This is a genomic window from Candidatus Pantoea floridensis (assembly GCF_900215435.1).
Taxonomy (GTDB): Bacteria; Pseudomonadota; Gammaproteobacteria; order Enterobacterales; family Enterobacteriaceae; genus Pantoea; species Pantoea floridensis.
Map to the genome: position 1 here is coordinate 954733 of NZ_OCMY01000001.1, position 19781 is coordinate 974513.

The 19781-nt window shown below is 54.4% G+C and carries 16 protein-coding genes; 5 read left to right on the forward strand and 11 right to left on the reverse strand.

Annotated features, from left to right (window positions below; genetic code table 11):
- Positions 1–58: 58 nt before the first annotated feature.
- The 3 genes from CRO19_RS04585 (at position 59) to CRO19_RS04595 (ending at position 6715) form a co-directional block, all read left to right on the forward strand.
- Complete coding sequence (locus tag CRO19_RS04585) at positions 59–1828, forward strand: ABC transporter permease (RefSeq protein WP_097094801.1); 1770 nt, start codon at positions 59–61, stop codon at positions 1826–1828.
- Complete coding sequence (locus CRO19_RS04590; RefSeq protein ID WP_097094802.1) at positions 1821–2891, forward strand: ABC transporter ATP-binding protein; 1071 nt, start codon at positions 1821–1823, stop codon at positions 2889–2891. Before CRO19_RS04585 ends, CRO19_RS04590 begins: the two co-directional genes overlap by 8 nt.
- 311 nt (positions 2892–3202) lie before the next feature.
- Positions 3203–6715 (forward strand): autotransporter outer membrane beta-barrel domain-containing protein, encoded by a 3513-nt coding sequence (locus tag CRO19_RS04595; protein WP_097097589.1) that lies wholly within the window; start codon positions 3203–3205, stop codon positions 6713–6715.
- A 126-nt stretch (positions 6716–6841) separates the two neighbouring features.
- On the opposite strand, the gene CRO19_RS04600 is transcribed toward CRO19_RS04595, so the two are convergent.
- The 8 genes from CRO19_RS04600 to proB all read right to left on the reverse strand — a co-directional run bounded on the left by CRO19_RS04600 (position 6842) and on the right by proB (position 14226).
- Complete coding sequence (locus tag CRO19_RS04600; RefSeq protein ID WP_097094803.1) at positions 6842–8587, reverse strand: putative phage tail protein; 1746 nt, start codon at positions 8585–8587, stop codon at positions 6842–6844.
- A 202-nt stretch (positions 8588–8789) separates the two neighbouring features.
- Positions 8790–9083, reverse strand: a complete 294-nt coding sequence (locus CRO19_RS04605; RefSeq protein ID WP_097094804.1) for a hypothetical protein — start codon at positions 9081–9083, stop codon at positions 8790–8792.
- The gene (locus CRO19_RS04610; protein ID WP_097094805.1) at positions 9080–9430 is read right to left on the reverse strand and encodes a DUF7940 domain-containing protein; all 351 of its coding nucleotides are present in this window, start codon (positions 9428–9430) and stop codon (positions 9080–9082) included. Before CRO19_RS04610 ends, CRO19_RS04605 begins: the two co-directional genes overlap by 4 nt.
- A complete protein-coding gene (locus CRO19_RS04615; RefSeq protein ID WP_097094806.1) occupies positions 9427–9894 on the reverse strand; it encodes a lysozyme family protein in 468 nt (155 codons plus the stop codon). Before CRO19_RS04615 ends, CRO19_RS04610 begins: the two co-directional genes overlap by 4 nt.
- A gap of 185 nt (positions 9895–10079) precedes the next feature.
- Complete coding sequence (locus tag CRO19_RS04620) at positions 10080–10358, reverse strand: transcriptional antitermination N peptide (protein ID WP_097094807.1); 279 nt, start codon at positions 10356–10358, stop codon at positions 10080–10082.
- Positions 10359–10773: 415 nt separating this feature from the next.
- Positions 10774–11505: a S24 family peptidase gene (locus CRO19_RS04625; protein ID WP_097094808.1), complete on the reverse strand. Its 732-nt coding sequence runs from the start codon at positions 11503–11505 to the stop codon at positions 10774–10776.
- Between the two features lie 353 nt (positions 11506–11858).
- A complete protein-coding gene (gene proA / locus CRO19_RS04630) occupies positions 11859–13112 on the reverse strand; it encodes a glutamate-5-semialdehyde dehydrogenase (protein ID WP_097094809.1) in 1254 nt (417 codons plus the stop codon).
- A gap of 10 nt (positions 13113–13122) precedes the next feature.
- Positions 13123–14226 carry a glutamate 5-kinase gene (proB, locus tag CRO19_RS04635; protein WP_097094810.1) on the reverse strand — a complete coding sequence of 368 codons (1104 nt, stop codon included), beginning with the start codon at positions 14224–14226 and terminating at the stop codon, positions 13123–13125.
- A 246-nt stretch (positions 14227–14472) separates the two neighbouring features.
- Here proB and ompC point away from each other — a divergent pair, with 246 nt between their 5' ends.
- A complete protein-coding gene (ompC, locus tag CRO19_RS04640) occupies positions 14473–15564 on the forward strand; it encodes a porin OmpC (protein ID WP_097094811.1) in 1092 nt (363 codons plus the stop codon).
- Between the two features lie 81 nt (positions 15565–15645).
- Here the strand turns inward: ompC and crl are convergent, their stop codons facing one another.
- From crl to gpt, 3 genes are all read right to left on the reverse strand, one after another.
- Complete coding sequence (gene crl / locus CRO19_RS04645) at positions 15646–16047, reverse strand: sigma factor-binding protein Crl (RefSeq protein ID WP_097094812.1); 402 nt, start codon at positions 16045–16047, stop codon at positions 15646–15648.
- A 109-nt stretch (positions 16048–16156) separates the two neighbouring features.
- Complete coding sequence (gene frsA / locus CRO19_RS04650; RefSeq protein WP_097094813.1) at positions 16157–17404, reverse strand: esterase FrsA; 1248 nt, start codon at positions 17402–17404, stop codon at positions 16157–16159.
- Between the two features lie 121 nt (positions 17405–17525).
- Entirely contained in the window at positions 17526–17984 is a 459-nt protein-coding gene (gene gpt, locus CRO19_RS04655; protein WP_007887137.1) for a xanthine phosphoribosyltransferase, read from the reverse strand.
- 255 nt (positions 17985–18239) lie between these two features.
- Here gpt and pepD point away from each other — a divergent pair, with 255 nt between their 5' ends.
- Positions 18240–19700, forward strand: coding sequence for a beta-Ala-His dipeptidase (gene pepD / locus CRO19_RS04660; protein WP_176519196.1), 1461 nt, complete (start codon positions 18240–18242; stop codon positions 19698–19700).
- Positions 19701–19781: the final 81 nt, after the last annotated feature.

Genomic DNA, 19781 nt, shown 5'->3' on the forward strand with positions numbered 1-19781 from the left:
CGGCGGCTGCGTCGCGCTTCTCTTTCTCTTATCTGATTTCGCCATTCAGGGTCTCATTATGAGTACATTGCGCAGAAAGTGGCAAAGCTTGCCGCGCGGCGTCGTGGTGCTGATAACCGCGCTGGTTATCTATGTGCCGCTGTCGTTCATCGTGATACAAAGTTTTCTCTCCGCCCCGTTCTTCTCTCCGTCGAAAGCGTGGAGCCTGGAAGCATTCGAATTTATTTTTACCGATCCCGATTTCTACAAGGCATTGCGAAGCGGATTTATTCTGGCCTTCGGCCTGGTGATCATCGCCATCCCGCTGGGCGGCATTTTGGCGTTCTTAATGGTGCGCACCGATCTCCCCGGCAGACGCATTATTGAGCCACTGATCCTCGTACCGATTTTTGTCTCGCCGATGGTGCTGGGCTTTGGTTATGTGGTGGCGGCCGGGCCGGTGGGATTCTTCTCGCTGTGGGCGCAGTCGCTGCTGGGATTTGTGCCGTGGAATATCTACGACATGTCGAGCATCGTGGTGATTGCCGGGTTAACCCACGTGCCCCACGCCTATCTTTACATCTCATCAGCCCTGCGCAGCGTGGGGTCGGATGTGGAAGAAGCCGCACGTATCGCCGGTGCCTCGCCGTTGCAGGTGATGACGGCCGTGAGCCTGCCGATGGTACGTCCGTCAATCCTGTATGCCATTGTGCTGCTGTTTTTCCTCGGGCTGGAAGTGTTCGGCCTGATGCTAGTGCTAGGCGATCCTGAAGGCAACATGGTGCTGGCAACCTATCTCTACCAGCTCACTAATAAACTCGGCACACCGTCCTACCACCTGATGGCCGCAGTGGCCGTGGTGCTGATTTGTATCACGGTGCCGCTGGTGATGCTGCAACGCCGCCTGATGCGCACCGCCAACCGCTTTGTCACCGTCAAAGGGAAAGCGTCGCAGGCGCGCGCCCTGCCGCTGGGCAAATGGCGCTGGGTGGCCGGTGCGGTGGTCGCCTTCTGGCTGACCGTAACCATTGGTGTTCCGCTGCTCGGCGTGGTGCTGCGCGCCTTTATCTCCAACTGGGGCGTTGGCGTCTCGCTGTGGGATGAGCTGTCGATCAAAACGTTCCAGACCATCTGGGCGCAGCCCAACCTGCTGCGCGCCATCGTCAACTCCATGGCGATCGGCGTCATTGGCGGTGCCGTGGCGGTAGGCTGTTATCTGTTTATCGGCATCGCTATGCACCGCAAACCGGACAACACCACGCGCTTCCTTGACTACAGCGTGCTGGTGCCGCGCGCGGTGCCGGGATTGCTGGCGGGCCTGGCGTTTCTCTGGGTATTCCTGTTCCTGCCAATGTGGCTGGACAACGCACTGAAATCAGGCTGGCTTTCCGATTTCGCCTGGTCGCAGTGGCTGCGCGATAACCTGGTGGTCTGGCTGCGATCGCTGCGCAGCACCATCTTCAGCGTCTGGCTGGCCTACACCGTGGTGTGGATGGCGTACGGCCTGCGTTTGATCTCTTCCACCCTGCTTCAGGTGGGTCCGGAACTGGAAGAGGCGGCACGCAGCACCGGCGCCACGCGCGGACAGATTACGCGTCACGTGACCATTCCATTATCCCGCTACGGCCTGATTGGCTCCTGGCTGCTGATGTTCCTGATATTCGAACGCGAATACTCAACGGGCGTTTATCTGCTTTCGCCGGGTACAGAAACCATCGGCTCAATGCTGGTTTCTCTGTGGGCGGCAGGCGCGATTGATATCGTCGCCGCACTCTCCTTTATTAATATCCTGCTGGTGGTCGTCGGCTTGGGTATCGCTTTACGCTTTGGAGTGAAATTACATGATTGAATTATCGGTCGAGAACCTGCACTTAACCTACGGCGACAACCCGGTGCTGAAAGGCGTTTCAATGAACCTGCAGCGTGGTGAAGTGGTGTCCCTGCTGGGGCCCTCCGGCAGCGGTAAAACCACGCTGCTGCGCGCGGTCGCCGGGCTGGAGAAGCCGACTCAGGGCACGATTATCATCGGCAAAAACCAGGTTTACGCCGGCACGCCGCGCAGCGAGATCCCCGCAGAGGAACGTAATCTGGGATTAGTGTTCCAGTCTTACGCGCTGTGGCCACACAAAACGGTGTTTGAGAACGTCGCCTACCCTTTGAAACTGCGCAAAGTGGCCTCCGCTGAAATCACCCAGCGGGTGAATGATGTTCTCTCGCAGCTTGGCCTTGGCCATTTGGGTAAACGCCATCCGCATCAGCTTTCCGGTGGGCAGCAGCAGCGTGTGGCGATTGGTCGCGCGCTGGTTTACAACCCGCCGGTGATCCTGCTGGATGAGCCACTTTCAAACCTGGATGCCAAATTGCGTGAAGAGGCGCGCGTGTTCCTGCGCGAGCTGATCATCAAGCTGGGCTTGTCGGCGTTGATGGTGACGCACGATCAAAATGAGGCGATGGCGATTTCCGACCGTATTTTGTTGCTGAATAACGGCAAGATCGAGCAACAGGGTACGCCGCAGGAGATGTACGGCTCGCCGAAAACCCTGTTTACCGCCGAGTTTATGGGCAGCAATAACCGGCTGCACGGCAAAATCACCGAGCTGCGCGACGGCAAAGCGCGGATCGAAGGTAAAGGCTGGGCGTTATGGGGGTTAGCGGGTGAAGGTGTGCAACAGGGGCAGGATGCCACGGCGGTGATTCGCGTGGAGCGCGTGAGGTTGGTTGATGGCCCTGGCGAAAACCAGCTGGAACTGCCGCTGCTCACCAGCATGTATCTCGGCGACCGCTGGGAATATCTGTTCCGCACCGTCGGCGACGATTTTGTGATTCGCGCCTACGGCACCGAGGTGCGCGATCCGCAGCACTGCCATCTGGCATTGCCGGAAAACCACGTATGGATTTTCCCGAAAGGGTGAGGTGTTTGGGAGCGGTTTTTGCCGCTCCCTGCTGGGTAGGCTCTCAATACTTACTGATTCTCCATCCCGATAAAAAATTAGCCAAGCCATCACGGCAACAAAAACAATAAAATCAAGCGCCCTTTTCACCCATAAGTAATAACTATCGTTAATGGAATAATTCAAGACCAGTCTCAATTATATTTTCTGTGTAATTCAAATATCATCCCTCCCGCAAAGCATCGACTTACCCATATTAATCTCAACCACCAACCAACCCATTCAGCGCACGAAATTATTTTTCGCGCGTAATTTGCTTGCGGGAATAAAAAATGAACAAAAATTATCGCGTTATCTGGAATCATAGCCAGGGTAATTATGTGGTAACCTCAGAACTTGCGCGCGGAAAAGTTAAATCATCCTCCTCAGCATCTGTCATTCAGGTTATTCGCCGCGGAGCACTGGGCGCCTTAATTACGGCAGCAGCAGTAGGGCTCTTTATTCAACCCGCATTCGCCGCTCCCGCCTACGGAGAATACGCATCCGGTCAGGGAAACATCCTCGATATTAAAGATAAAGATGTCAATACCACTGGTGCTGATGCTCATGGTTTATTCGTTGAAAAAAATGCCACTGCTTATAGTAGCAATGTGAATTTTAACACTTCCGGTAGTGGTGCTTACGCCGTTTATGTTACTGGCGCAGGCTCAAATATTAATGTATCCGGAGGAAGCGTTACCACCACAGGCGCAGCCGGACATGGGTTAGTTGCGGGTAAAAGCGGTAACCTGACGGCCAGCGATATCACTATCAATAGTTCGGGTAAAGGGGTGTACGCGAACGCAGCAACGATTAAAGCTAAAAATCTGAATGTGAACGCCGCGGGATTTGGCGTACATGGTTTAGGTAAAGGTGCACTCGTGGACATCGCAGACAGCACGGTTAACGTGGCGGGAAATGGTGCCTATGCCGTTGCAGCAGAGACCAGCGGAAAAGTCTCCAGCACGAACGTTGACTACATCACCAGCGGTGAAAAATCATATGGTGGCTGGGTGGGCGGTGGTTCACAGTTGGATATCACTGGCGGTTCGATTACCGCCACCGGTGCGGGAAGCTACGGTATTTTTACTAAAGGTAGCGGTATTCTTCATGCCGATGGCGTAACGGTAAACTCCGCACGCTGGGGGGTTTACAGTGAAAACTCGGCTGTAACGCTCAAGAATATGCATATTACTTCAGGCTCTTCAGGTATCTATGCCACGGGAAGCAACGCGATATTCAATATTGAACATACCGATATATTAAGTACGAACAATGGCGCAGAAGCCGTTTCCTTTAAAAAAGGTGCCAGCGGAATATTGAATCATGTCAATGTTGAAACGACCGGTGATAAAGCCTACGCCATTTATGCCAGTGGCCAAGGTTCCACACTGACTATCAGCGATACGCGCGTAACAACCCATGGTGCGGCAAGTTACGGTATTGCTGCACTCGATAACGCACAACTATTTATTAAGGATGTTCAAGTTGCTTCAACGGGTTATGGGCTCTACGCTAACAAATCAACGCTTGACGTCAGCAATGCGAATATCGATGCGCAGTCATCTGGCATCTATGGAACCGGAGATGGCACCTCAATAAAAATTGACAATAGCACTATTTCTGGTAGCAAAAATGGCGAAGGTGCAGTTTATATTTCAGGCGCGGGTGCTTCCGCAACAGTTAGCAATAGTAAGCTAATATCATCCGGTGAAAATAACAGTGGGCTTACTTCACAGTATTCAAGTGCCATTGATGCTAATAATGTTGATATTGAAATCACCCATGGCGGCATCGGGACCAAATCAACCTATGATGGCAAATTAAAAGTCTCAAATTCAACAATAACCAGTTTAAGTGGCGGAACTGCATTTTCTGTGCAAAGCGGTTCATCTCTTACCGCTGACAACATGCTGGTGAACCTGAATAACAGCAATAATTCGGGTATAGAGACTATTGCAATTCACACCGGCAATGCTTATTTAAGCTCTAACAATCCTACAGCTAGCATTAATAACTCCACTTTAAACGTTAAAGGTGATAATGGGATTGGTATCCTAACCCGTTATACTGAAAGCGATATTAATCTGAATAGCACGTCGCTGACCGTTGAAAATGGACCCGCCGTGCTTGCCTACAATGCCGCGTTAACCACTATCAACCTGGATAATAGCGTATTGTCCGGCAGTACATTGCTGGAAGCGGGTAAGCTGGCATCCGGCGAAGATGCGGGAGCCGATGTCAGAGGCATCACGCTGAACGCCAGCAATCATTCTCTGCTGCAGGGCGATATCAATATTGAACGCAGCAAAACGTTAAACAGCACTCTCTCTTTGAACGCCGGTTCAACCTGGCGCGGCGCGGCTCATGACCTGCAAAACCTGACGCTGGGCGACAACAGTAGCTGGAATATTACCGGCGACTCCACGGTTGACAACCTGACAGCAAAAGACAGCACCATCAGTTTTGATCACAGCGACGGAAGCTTTAAAAACCTGACCGTTAACGGCAATTACCACGCTGACAACGCTAAGCTGGTAATGAACCTGGCGCTGGGCGATGACAACTCCGCAACGGACCACCTGCATATCACTGGCGACAGCAGCGGCACCACCAAAGTTCAGGTGCATAATGCTGGCGGCAAAGGTGATGCCACGCTGCAAGGCATTGAGCTTATCAAGGTTGACGGCAACGCAGCGGGCAAATTTGAACAGGATGGCCGCATTGTTGGCGGCGCGTGGGATTACGATCTGGTGCAAGGCGATAACGGCAAATGGCAGCTGACGAGCTGGTCGCCGGTTGATCCCACCACGCCGGTTGATCCCACAATACCTGTTGATCCAGGAATCACACCGCCTGAGCATGCACCGCGCGCACGTCCTGAAGTTGGCAGCTATATCGCCAATCTGGCAGCGGCTAACAATCTGTTTACGCTGAGTGCCGCAGATCGGTCCGGTATCACCGAATATCGAGACCCGATGACCGGCAAAATGGAAAAAACTACGCTGTGGCTGCGCAATAAAGCGTCGCACAATCGCTTTGACGACAGCACCGGCCAGCTGAAGAGCACCACCAATATCGCTATGACACAGCTGGGCGGTGACGTGGCGCAGTGGAGTCTAAACGGCAGTGACCGTTTCAGCCTTGGCGTGATGGCCGGCTACGGTAATGCGAAAAGCCATACCAAATCTACCATCACCGGCTACACCGCCAGGGGCCAGATTAATGGTTACAGCGGTGGTGTTTACGCAAACTGGCAGCAGGACAGCGTGTCAAAAACCGGTGCCTATGCCGACAGCTGGCTGGCTTACAGCACATTCAACAACAGCGTGAAAGGTGACGGTATCGGTCAGGAGAGCTATAAGTCGCACGGCCTCAGCGCATCACTGGAAGGTGGCTATACCTTTGCGTTCGGTGAGCAGCAGCAATATCGCCTGCAGCCAAAAGCACAGGCAGTATGGATGGGGGTGAAACCGGGTGATTACACCGAACAAAACGGGACGCACGTCAGCGCCACCGGCAATAATAATGTGCAAACCCGCGCTGGCGTGCGTGCTGCGATGAAAAGCGCTATCGTTGAGCCCTATGCAGAAGTGAACTGGCTGCACAACACGCAGCGCTACGGTAGCCAGCTGGACGGCGTGAAGATCGAGCAAGCCGGCGCGCGCAATATCGGTGAAGTGAAGCTCGGCATGGAGGCTAAAGTGCTCGATCGCGTGGGTGTCTGGGGCGGCGTGGCACAACAGGTTGGCGGTAAAGGCTTTAGTGAATCTAGCGCCTCTCTGGGCGTCAACGTCAGTTTTTAATCGCGCAATCAGCCTGTCTTAATCAGAGCATCGCTGGAAACAGCGGTGCTTTTTTTATGGCCTGGATTCTTCCCCCACAAACAAAAAAAGGCGAGGCCAAAGGCCTCGCCAAACAGGTGCTGGACCTCAATCGTAATAGGGAAGCTTACGATCGACACCGTTGATATTGACCAGCACAAAGCCCGTCGGAGCGGTGGCATTGGTTGGTGTACCGGCCGCCGTCGCCACGGTCAGCACCCCTTTCTCATTGGCGCCAATGCCCGCCAATCCGTTATGCAGACCGAAGCGCGCCGCCGGTTTAAAGCCGCCCAGCTTGGTGGTATCGGTCACTACCGAGAAGTCCTGCTGGAACAGCGAGCAGGAACCGCTATCGAAACGCGTTGGACCGGTGCATTTCAGGTTCATCATGGTGTCACCGCTGTTGGCGCGCAGCTTTACCCACACCGCCGCATAGGTGGTGCCCACGCGGCTGTAGCGGATATCCAGCACCGCTGGCTGTCCCATGTGATAGACATCGGCCCAGACCGTTTCCAGTCGCTGCAGGTTGATCCAGGTTTTCCCGGTCGCCGCCACATTCACCGGCGACCCCGCGGTACCGGTTGGCTGGGTGGCATCCGCCTTACCAATCAACTCCATCACCCACTGCTGGTTGGCGTTGGGGAAGAACAGCTGCCCCAGGCGATACCAGTTATCGGTGTCGGTATTGTTAGTGATTTTGTAGCCGCTGAAATAGCCGGCACGCAGCGATCCGGTGAGGAAGCTGCCGTAGCTTTCATCACGGCGGTAGCCATATTCAAAGGTGGATAACCAGCGTCCGGCGGCGGCATCGGTACTCACTTTAGCGCCCGATTGCAGGTTGAGCTGGCGGATAGTGACGCGCGCGTTGTTGAGGTTGAACGGATTACCGCAGTCCTCAATATTCAGCGTATCAATGGTCCAGCCGCCGTCGGAGAGATCGCCCGGGTTGCGCGTGTGCTCGATCCACACGTTACGCAAAATCCCCTGCGTCACGCGCGGCATGTAGAGCGTGGCATCCGCATAACCGGTCTGGAAGTTACAGTTACAGATCTCAATTGCCGTGGAGTGATCCCAGGCGCCCTTCGGCGAGTTCGACCAGCCAACATCAAACACGCGCCCGTAGGTATACAGGGTGTAAATCTGGTCAAATTTACTGTCCAGCGTATCCAGCAGCTTGATCACCGTACCGCCGTTATTCTGCGCGCGGAAACAGTAGATATTGACGGTGGTGCCTTCGATACAGGTATTCTCGAAGAACGGCTGCACGTTGCTGCACATATCGGCGGTGATGGTGCTTTTGTTGGTGGTGACGTCCGCTGATGCCTGACCGTTCCACGCAATGCCTCGGATCGACGTGCGGCGCGCCTTCACCTTAAATACCGTGTTGGGGCTTTTGTCAGAGATGATGGTCGTACGCGGTAAAGAGCCCAGCTCCACGTCATCGCCTTGTAAACCAAAATAGGCGCGCTCGGTGCCGCTAATGTCAATGGGGTTAATCAAGAACCGACCGCCAGGGAAACGCACCGGTAAGGCAGCAATATTTCCTGAATAATTTTGCGTCCACGCCAGCATCCGATTGAACGCATCGGTATCGTTGGCGTAACCATCACCTTTGGCACCAAAGTGATACACGTTGATATCGGAAGGATCGTTAATCACACGTTTCCAGTAAAACCCGTTCCCCACCGCCAGCGTACCCCCATCATCGGCGGCCGTGGTGCTGCCGATAAAGCCGGTAAAGTCACCGCCGCCGTGGAAGGTGGAGTCGGCGTTGTAGCGACGTAAAAATGCCAGATCGCCGTTTTTGGTCGGTACAGTGGTGCGCAGTTCTGCATAAGAGTTAACTTCGATCATCATAGCCTCCTCGGCTTTTCAGGTAGGTAATGCAAATGCGTGAGAGCAGCGTTAGGGGGCCGGTTGGCCGCAGTGCCGATCCCAAAGGTCGTTGTGGTTGTTAATGGCGCGCACGGTGCGAACGTCCATGCGCTCAGCGTCATTGCCGTGGGTATAAATCGGGGAAAAAAGCGTACAGGCAGAGTCGATGACGACCGGGGCTTCAGGGTTGGTGGTATTTCGATTGCTGCAGCTTGTCGCGAGCAGCAGCGTCATCAAGATTAAGATTGCTGGCTTCCACACGTTTGGCCTCCTCGCGCAGCTGTTGCTGCTGCTGATTAACCGCCACCGCCTGTGCTGCCGCTTTGTCGGCGCTTTCCACTGCGGATTGAGATTGTTGCTGCACCTTGCCGATCTTCTTGCCGCCGAAGTAGCTGGCAGCCAGCGCGGCAATCACGCCCGCCAGCGCGGCCAGCCAGTGCCAGCTGCCGCCGAGCAATGTCATAAGAAACGTCATGCTTTTTCCTCCAGCGCCGTTTTCTGTTGGTTAAGGCTCTTCTGACGAATGAACTGAGCAATCACGCCCATCGCCACCATGAAGGCGCCAATCAGCCCAAGGTAGTTATGCGGCAGAATCTCTTTCACGTCTGGTGGCATGTTGTTCCACGCATCAAGCGCCGCGGAGGGGAAAGATTGCACCCATGCGCTCAGCATTGAACCCAGCGACGCCAGCCACACCGACCAGGTTTTAAACAGCAGGCGCGCATGCTTCACGAACTCCAGCGTGGTGAAGCGCTGCATGATCAGCACCACAATGATCACCAGCAGCACGGCAATGATAAAAATCAGTAGTTTCAGGTTCATAGCAACCCCCGATAGATGTCGTAGGTGCCGCTACGCATCACTTCCGCATGCCGCCGCGCGCGTCCTGAGGTCTGGCGCGCCCACAGGCTATCGAGCATGGCGTTGGCAGCAGCGTCAAAGTCACCTTGGGTGATGGACGTCAGCATGCCGCGAAACATCGCCAGCCCATCAATACCGAGTTGATAGCCCATGCTGATCAACACATCGCAGCGCGCTTCGTTGCATTTGGCGAGCGCCTGTTGCACCAGCGCACGCTGATTCATCTGCTGCACCTTGCCCTCGACAATGCATTGCTTCCACACGTCGCCCACGGGCCGTGGCACCTGAAAGATGTAATTGCTGAGCGAGGCACCTTTCGGGCCAATACGAATTCCCCCCGCGACGGTGGGAAACCCCAAGGTGTCAAGGTAAGGCGCTTCGCGGTAACCCTCTTCGAAATTCAGGATGGCAATAATCTGGCTCATAGTCGTTCCTCTTTGACGGGCGCAACGGCCTGAAATGGGCTGCGCAAAACGGCAAACAAACATAAATCACGCTGATCCTTCACCGGCTTGAGCGCGTCATTTGATAAGCGAAACGCTCAAGGATGCTTAAACAGTGAGCAACAAAGAAACGTCCCGTTTAAAACTGGGGAAAAGTGATGAAAGGATTAGCGCACGGCGTACAAATACACATGGGGTAAACAGCAGTTATCAAAGCTGGCTTGTTCCTGCTGAACGCGCGTCGGCGCCAGAACGGCGCAATCTACGCGTGAGTGCGTCTGGCGCTGACAGATGCGTTCAGCGGTACGCAAGGTGATGTTATCGGGTTCGATGCCGAGAGCGCTATCGATGCTGCGCTTAAGGCGGCTGATGGATTGACGCCGCCGATGGCGGCGCGTGCGTGTATTACCTGAAAATACTGATTTTCCGTACTGGATAATCGCCATAACTCCTCCTGTGAATGAGTCTTTGGCGATGGGGTGGCAGGCACGGCAACTCGGCTTAAACCGAAGCGTCCGCTGTTCCTCTGAAAAACACTCGACGTCAACTCGCCCGGCAGTATTAACGGCCAGGGTGAAGTAGAGGAGAGTGAAAAACAGAGGGCAACTGACAACGCTGCAAAGTGCGTATCCACCCCATCCCAAAGTTCACTAACTTTGGGTGGTATGCATCGCGCTTGTGCAGCGCCTCAATTGTTTAAGAGCGGGCTCATCCGGGAGCAGGTGTGTCGTCCTTCTATGCTCAAATTATTAACAGGATCTAATGCATTGGCAAACACCAATGGTTAATTTTTTATTTACCATCAGTTAAATTTTTGATTTCAGCCACAATATTTTTTTGCCCGTGGCTGAGGTGATACGATCAGCCCAGGATTTGGTAATCGCGCGCCTGGCTCATGATGACCCGCGCCACCACTTGCAATGTTTTGGCTTCGTCGAGGGTTAAATACCAGGTTTCATAACGCTTGTTATCGGAGATCACCGCCACCTTTTTGTGCTGTAACTGCAGGCGTTTGAGATAGAGTTGATCGTCAAGCGTAAATAAATAAATGCCATCGCCATCAAAGCGATGCACGCTGATATCGACAAACAGCTGATCGCGTGGCGCAAAAGTGCCCGCCATCGAATCGCTGTTGAGCGCAATGAGGCGAATGTTTTCGGCCGGACGGCCATTAAACAACACGCGCGCTTCTTCCAGACCGTATTCAATGGCTTGAATGGTTTCGACCAGTTCATCACGCGTGCTGCTGCTGCGGACGCCATGTTGTCCAATATCCAGACTCTCGACGCGAAATAAATGCTGCGGAGGGGTGAGACTGTGATGCGTGAGTAAGGCAGCCGGTTTTTCCATACCAAATTGCAGCCACTCAACGCGCACGTCTAACAGCTGGCTGAGCGCCAGTAGATTGTTATCGTCAGGAATCGATTGTCCGTTAAACCATTTCCAAACCCCCGGCGTTGAGATCTTGCATCCCCTCTCCTGCAGAGCAAGCGCAACCTGTTTGTTCCGTCCATGTCCGACAATTCCCGCGCTTTCACACGCGGCAATCAGCCTGGCAGTAAACCCTTGTCTGGTACTTTCTTTTTTAACCATCAGTTAATAATCTGCCTTCAGTAAAAGACTGAATGTTATTTTCATTTTTGCTACCAGTTCATTTTATATTACCGTCAGTTTACTACCCAACCGCTTTTATCAATGAGGCTGCATGATCATTATCCCCTTCGGTTATGCCGAAACCAGTGAACAATGCCATATCGCTTGTTCTGACAGGGGTTTTCAGGATTGTTCTGTAGCAGTAAGACCAGTATCTAAAGGAAAAAATGGGTGAAAAGCCGTGACCCCGCCATAGATGACAGAAATAAATCAAAAACCTCTGGAAATAACTGGATCGAAAGCGAAAAAAATGGGCACCGTTTTCGGTGCCCATTGTCATGCAGGAGCGAACATTAGCGACGTAGCGTATCGTCGCCCCAACCAATCCATTTGTAGGTGGTTAGCGCTTCCAGACCCATAGGACCGCGCGCGTGCAGCTTCTGCGTGCTGACTGCCACTTCGGCACCCAGGCCAAACTGGCCGCCGTCGGTGAAACGGGTGCTGGCATTAACGTAGACCGCAGAGGAATCAACCTGGTTGACGAAGCGATTGGCGTTGCTAAGGCTGCGCGTCAGGATGCCGTCGGAGTGCTGCGTACCGTGCTCGCGAATGTGCGCGATGGCGGCATCCATATCGGCCACCAGTTTGACGTTCAGATCGTTCGACAACCATTCGTCGTCGTAGTTTTCCGCTTGCACGGCCACCACGTCAGCGGGGCCGTTTTGCAGCAGCGCCAGCACGTTTTCATCGCCGTGCAGCACGATCTTCTCCTGCGCCATGCGCTGCAGGAATGCCGGGATAAAGCGCTCCGCCCGATCGCGATGAATCAGCAGCGTTTCCAGCGAATTACAGGCGCTTGGCCGCTGTTTCTTCGCATTGACGATCACCTCCAGCGCCGCCTCGGTCTCCATGGTTTCATCCAGATAGAGATGGCAAACGCCGATGCCGCCGGTGATGACCGGGATGGTCGAATTTTCACGACACAACTTGTGTAAACCTGCGCCGCCGCGTGGGATCAGCATATCGACGTAGCGATCGAGCTTCAGCAGCTGATTAACCAACTCGCGATCGGGATTTTCAATCGCCTGTACCGCACCCGCCGGTAAACCGTGCTGCGTCAGGGCATTTTGAATCACCCGCACCGTGGCCGCATTGGTGCGATACGTCTCTTTACCGCCGCGCAGAATCACGGCATTGCCGGTTTTCAGGCAAAGGGAGGCGACATCGACGGTGACGTTCGGACGCGCTTCATAGATCACGCCAATAACGCCGAGCGGTACGCGACGACGTTCAATGCGCAGACCGCTATCCAGCTGGCCGCCATCCATCAGCTGCCCCACCGGATCGGCCAGGCGGCAGACCTGGCGGACATCATCCGCGATCCCTTTCAGGCGCTGCGGATTAAGCGTCAAACGATCGAGCAGCGCTTCACTCATGCCGTTTTGCCGCGCATCGGCCAGATCCTGCTGGTTCGCAGCCAGAATCTCGGCGCTTTCGGCTTCAAGGCGATCGGCGATAGTGAGCAGCACCTGATTTTTTTGTTCGGTGGTGAGTTCCGCCAGCTTGTACGACGCTGCACGCGCCGCTTTACCCATTTCGTCTAACATCATCCACTCCTTAACTGACGATCATGTCGTCGCGGTGCACCGCTACCGGGCCATATTCGTAACCGAGAATCTCGCCAATTTCCTGGCTGTGATGACCGGCGATCATGCGCATGGCATCGCTGTTGTAGCGCGTCACGCCGTGAGCGATATCCCGCCCTTGCAGGCTGCGAATGCGGATCACTTCACCACGTGAGAAGTTGCCCTGCACCTCACGAATCCCTTTCGGCAGCAGCGAGCTGCCGCGCTCCAGCATCGCCGCCAGTGCCCCATCATCAATGGTGATCTCTCCGGCAGGCGGCGCGCCAAAGATCCAGCGCTTGCGGTTTTCCAGCGGCGATTGCTGCGCGTGGAAGCGCGTGCCCACCGGTTTGCCATACAGCACGTCGCTGATCACGTCTGGACGACTGCCAGCGGCGATGATCACATCAATGCCGGCGCGACAAGCCACGTCCGCCGCCTGCAGCTTGGTGGCCATGCCGCCGGTACCGAGGCCGGAAACGCTGCCGCCCGCCAGCGTGCGTAGCGCGTCGTCGATCTGGTGCACGTCGCTGATAAGCGACGCTTCAGGATTAGTACGCGGATCGGCGGTGAATAGCCCTTGCTGATCGGTGAGCAGCAGCAGTTTGTCGGCGCCGCCCAGCATCGCCGCCAGCGCCGACAGATTGTCGTTGTCGCCGACTTTAATCTCGGCGGTGGCTACCGCATCGTTCTCGTTGATTACCGGCACGATGTGGTTATCGAGCAGCGCACGCAGCATATCGCGCGCGTAGAGGAAGCGTTCGCGATCTTCCATATCGGCGCGCGTCAGCAGCATCTGCCCAATGTGGATACCGTAAATCGAAAACAGCTGTTCCCACAGCTGGATCAAACGGCTCTGCCCCACCGCAGCCAGCAGCTGCTTTGAGGCGATGGTAGGCGGCAGTTCGGGGTAACCAAGGTGTTCGCGCCCAGCGGCAATCGCGCCGGAGGTAACGATAACAATGCGATGGCCCGCCGCGTGCAGTTGTGCACACTGACGAACCAGCTCCACCATGTGCGCCCGATTCAGCCGACGCGAACCGCCGGTGAGGACGCTAGTACCCAACTTGACCACAAGGGTCTGACTGCCACTCATGTTTTTCCTGCCATATAAGAAAAAAATCTGCGAAGGGACGTTTTATCAGGAGTGAGCAAGGAAGCCAACAGCAGCAAGGGGAAAAGCACAAAAATCCGCTGACAATGCGCTAGACCAAAAGTTCGCAATTAACAAGAAATCCGAAAAACTGTCATAAAACGTTCATCGCCACCCGGTAAAAAGTCCCGTGTTTTACAAAACCTTTCACGGGTACAACAAATTTTACTCATTGGGATTGATAGCAAAATGAAGAAAAGCACACTGGCATTAGTCGTTTCAGCGCTGGCGCTGGCTTCCACCGCAAACGCCGCAGAAGTTTATAACAAAGATGGTAATAAACTCGACTTCTACGGCCGCGTTAAAGCTGAACATTACTTCAGCGATAATGCGAGCCAGGACGGCGACAAATCTTACGTTCGTATCGGTTTCAAAGGTCAGACGCAGATCAACGACCTGATGACCGGTTACGGCCAGTGGGAATATCAGTACAACGTCAATAACTCTGAAGGTTCTGACGCGAACGCCGGCAACAAAACCCGTCTGGGCTTTGCCGGTCTGAAATTCGGTCAATACGGTTCATTCGATTACGGTCGTAACTACGGCGTGCTCTACGACGTAGAGGCATGGACGGACGTATTCCCAGAGTTTGGTGGTGACGGTACAGCGCGTACCGATAACTTCATGACCGCGCGTGCTACCGGCGTGGCCACGTACCGCAACAGCAACTTCTTCGGTCTGGTTGATGGCCTGCGCTTCGCGCTGCAATATCAGGGCAAAAACGATGCGACCAGCGCCAACGCCCGTGGCAGCATCACCGATACCTCTCGCCAGAACGGTGACGGTTACGGTGCATCACTGGGCTACACCATTGGTGATACCGGCGTCAGCCTGATGTCGGCTATCACCTCTTCCGATCGTACCATTCAGCAGCAGCAACAGGCGCTGGGGCATGGCGATAAAGCTGATTCCTGGGGCGCGGGCATTAAGTATGATGCCAACAGCATCTACCTGGCCTCTATCTACACCGAAACCCGCAATATGACGCCAATCGGTACACGTGGCTTTGCTAACAAAGCGCAAAACTTCGAAGTGGTGGCGCAGTATCAGTTTGACTTCGGCCTGCGTCCGTCCCTTGGCTATATCCAGACCAAAGGTAAAGACATCGAAGGTATCGGTGATGAAGATCTGGTTAAATATATCGACGTGGGCATGACTTACTACTTCAACAAAAACATGTCGACCTTTGTTGATTACAAAATCAACCAGCTGGATGATAACAACAAGCTGAACCTGAACAACGATGACATCGTAGCCGTGGGTCTGACTTACCAATTCTGATTGCGTATTACCCTTGCTGTGTCGATAAAAAAAGAGCCGGCTCATCACCGGCTCTTTCTTATTTATTCACGCGCGAGAGTATCAGGCGCTCAATTTTACCGGCTCGTCTTTAAACCCTTCCGCCGGTTTCAGATCCAACTTCTGCTCTAACAGCATCGCTTTCAGACGCTCGTGGAAATTACGCAGCGTGCTCTCCACTTTGGCATTGTTCTCTTTGCCCTTAATGGTTGCGGTGCCCCAATCGCCGGCTTTATCAAACAGACCAAAGTGATATTCATAGGTGAAGTGATCTTCGTGCGCTTCCAGCGTCATCCACCAGCCCCAAAATTCACGCAGCTCCGGCGCAGGCTTGACGTTGACGCAGGCCGCCAGGCAATCAAAGAAGAAACGCGTCTCTTCGCATTTTCCTTCACGGATGTACGGCCCCAATTCGGTGAAGCGCTTAAGCAGGCGACTACGGGGGTGACCACTCGGTAACGTCATGCAAACTCTCCCTCAAATAAACCGCATCAAATGCATTTTTAGCTTCCCATGAAACTAAAAATGGAAAATCACGGATATAAGTAGTAGCAGAGGTTTGAGGTTTCGCCAGTTAGTTTTGCAACTGTTTTGCCAGCCAGTCACAAATTTGGTTTAAGACTTTGTCGAAACTGGCAAAAACCGGCTTGCCTGCAATTGCCAGCGTCTTACCTTGCGCAGAGGAATTCGCGATCAACTGCGCATCCTCTTCCGGGCCAAAAATATCATCCGGCCAGTACGCTGCCAGCATTGGCGTTGGCGTGCGGCGACCGAGCAAGCCCTGCACTTTCAGGGAATAGCGGTTGAGCTCGATACGCAGATTACTGTCAGAGGTGGATGACATGCCGAGACGGCTCGCCAGCATATCCATATACATATCCGGTAACTGCTGCTGTTGCTGCGCATCAACAAATACGTTGTGCACCATCGCCCCCAACGTGGCGACGGCACGCACGCGCGGCACTTCAAGATACGCCAGCCGTGTTGCCACATTGGCACCGAAGCGGTAGCCCAGCAGCGCAACGCGGGTGTGATCAATCCACGGCACGTTACTCAGCTCGCGCAGCACCTGCTGATGCAGCTGGCTGGTGTCCTGATTCAGCGTCCATTTGCTGCTGAAACCCACCGACGGCATATCCAGCGTCAGCATAGCAATGCCACGTGGTGCCAGGTAATCGTGGAACAAGCGATAGTGATCGCTTTGTAGCGAATCGAGACCGCCGCACAGTAACACGGTGGGATACGGCGCTTTAGCCTGCGCAGGCATGTGCAGGAAGCCAGTCACCGGCGCGCCACCGTTTATCGGGAACGTCAGTGATTTCAGTTCACCCGGCAAACGCTGCGTGGCCTCTTCATAGGCGCGATTGGCTAACACCTGCGCCTGATCGGCCAGCTCATCGCCTTTAATATAAGGATAGGCCGCGAGGCTGAATAAATTGGCGGCATGCAGCCAGTGTTGTCCGGCTTCGTCGTGATTTCCAGATTGCATCGCGCGCTGCTGCCAGATTGCCGCCTGTTTTGACCACTCATAATTCCAGTTGCCGCCGCGATAGCCAATCACGGTATCCAGCAGAGATTCCGTGGTGCGCTCAAAGTTGCTCACCGCAATGCGCGCCAGCACTTCGCTGATCTCCTGCGGCGATAACCCACGCCACGTCCACAGCAGCTTATTCAGCATGCGATACCAGCCGCGCTGGGTATCCCCTTCCAACGCGTTATGCACCTGCGCTGGCGTGTGATGCTGACGCCGCACCAGTGAAGAGGTTTCCGGGTGTTTAAAACGGGGTTTAAAGAGTTCTTCGCTCAGGTTTTTATCAGACATTTTAGTGATTCTCCTGCCAACGTTACAGCGATGGCTAAGAGTGTACTGCACACGTCATACGCGCGCGAGACGCAGAAAGCACAACGCCCGGCATAACCGGGCGTTGTTTGCGATGCATCAATCAGCTTTTAACGATAGGCGGGATATACACCACGCCCATATCCCAGGGCTGCTCGATCCAGGTGTTCTGCGGGATATCGACAATATAGTCGTCCACCAGCGCACGGCCTGCTGGCTTAGCGAAGATGGTGCAGAAACGCGCTTTTGGATACATATCGCGGATCGCCTGCGCGGTGCCGCCGGTATCCACTAAATCGTCAATTACGATGAATCCTTCACCGTCGCCTTCGGCACGCTTCAGCACTTTCATTTCACGCTGATGATCGTGATCGTAGCTGGAGATGCACACGGTATCGACATAGCGAATACCCAGTTCGCGCGCCAGCAGCGATGCCGGAACCAGACCACCGCGGCTCACCGCGATAATACCTTTCCACTGTTCCACAGGAAGCAGGCGCTGGGCCAGTTTACGGGCATGAATCTGCAGCATGTCCCAGGTTACGACGTATTTTTCGCTCATATGAAGGAATCCCAACCAATAAACTTGGCTTAAAAAATATGCAAGGGGGAAAAGGTTGCGCGAGATTATAAGGATCTGACGCCTTAAAAACCAGCATCTGTCTTACTGGTTGCAGGTTTTTAGCGCGCCTGATTACGCACCCGGTGAGAAACAGTGATATTCTCAGCCCCATCACGTCAGATGTTCTGACGACGATTTTTACTGGAAACCCGCGTGCGTGCGGTATGTCCGCCACGCTGACACAGGAGACGCATGGTGTCTGAATTGTCGCAACTTTCACCCCAACCGCTGTGGGATATTTTTGCCAAAATTTGTTCCATTCCACACCCTTCTTACCACGAAGAAGCGCTGGCCGAATACGTTGTTGGCTGGGCCAAAGAGCAAGGTTTTTGGGTTGAGCGCGATCAGGTTGGCAACATCCTGATTCGTAAACCCGCTACCGCCGGCATGGAAAAACGCACGCCGGTGGCGCTGCAGGCACACCTTGATATGGTGCCGCAGAAGAACAATGACACGGCGCACGACTTCACCAAAGATCCGATTCAGCCGTACGTTGATGGCGACTGGGTAAAAGCGCGCGGCACCACGCTCGGCGCCGATAACGGCATTGGTATGGCGTCTGCGCTGGCCGTATTGGCTGACAGCAGCCTGACGCACGGTCCGCTGGAAGTGCTGCTGACCATGACCGAAGAATCCGGCATGGACGGGGCATTTGGTTTACAGCCAAACTGGCTGCAGGCCGACATCCTGATCAACACCGATTCCGAAGAGGAAGGTGAGATTTACATGGGCTGCGCCGGGGGGATCGACTTCATCACCACCCTGCCGCTGACGCGTGAAGCCATTCCAGCGGGTTATGAAACCCTGAAGCTGACGCTGAAAGGCCTAAAAGGCGGTCACTCCGGTGCCGACATTCATCATGGTCTGGGCAACGCCAATAAACTGCTGGCGCGTTTTCTGGCGCTACACGCGCGCGATCTCGATGTGCGCCTGATTGAATTCACCGGCGGTACGCTGCGCAACGCTATCCCGCGTGAAGCCTTCGCGACGCTGGCGATCGACAGCCATAAAGTGGATGCTCTGAAATCGGCTGCGGCCCATTTCCAGGCAACCTTGCTGAACGAGCTGGGAGCAAAAGAGAAGAATATCGCGGTCGTGACCGAGTCGCTGGCGCATCAGGGCCAGGCGCTGAGCAGCGATAGCCGCGATCGCTTCCTGAATCTGCTAAACGCCACGCCAAACGGTGTGATTCGTAACTCCGACGTCGCCAAAGGCGTGGTGGAAACCTCGCTGAACGTTGGCGTGGTAAGCATGGATCAGGACAATGCCGAAATTATCTGTCTGATTCGTTCGCTGATCGATACCGGTAAAGATTGGGTGGTTGAAGTGCTGACTTCGCTGGGAGAACTGGCTGGCGCGCAAACGGCACCCAAAGGCGGCTATCCAGGCTGGCAGCCCGATGCCGATTCACCGGTTATGGCGTTGACGCGTAAAACCTATGAAGCGCTGTTTGGCAAAACGCCAAACATCCAGGTGATTCATGCCGGTTTGGAGTGTGGCCTGTTCAAGAAACCGTATCCGAACATGGATATGGTTTCGATCGGTCCCACTATCACCGGCCCGCATTCACCGGATGAGCAGGTACACATTGAGAGCGTTGGTCTTTACTGGAAACTGCTGACAGCGCTGCTGAACGTGGTACCCGAAAAAGCGTAAGTTTACGTTTGACCTATCAACCAGGCTACGGCCTGGTTTTTTTATGCCTAAGCCACTCGTTTCAGTCTATCGCCTTCAGCA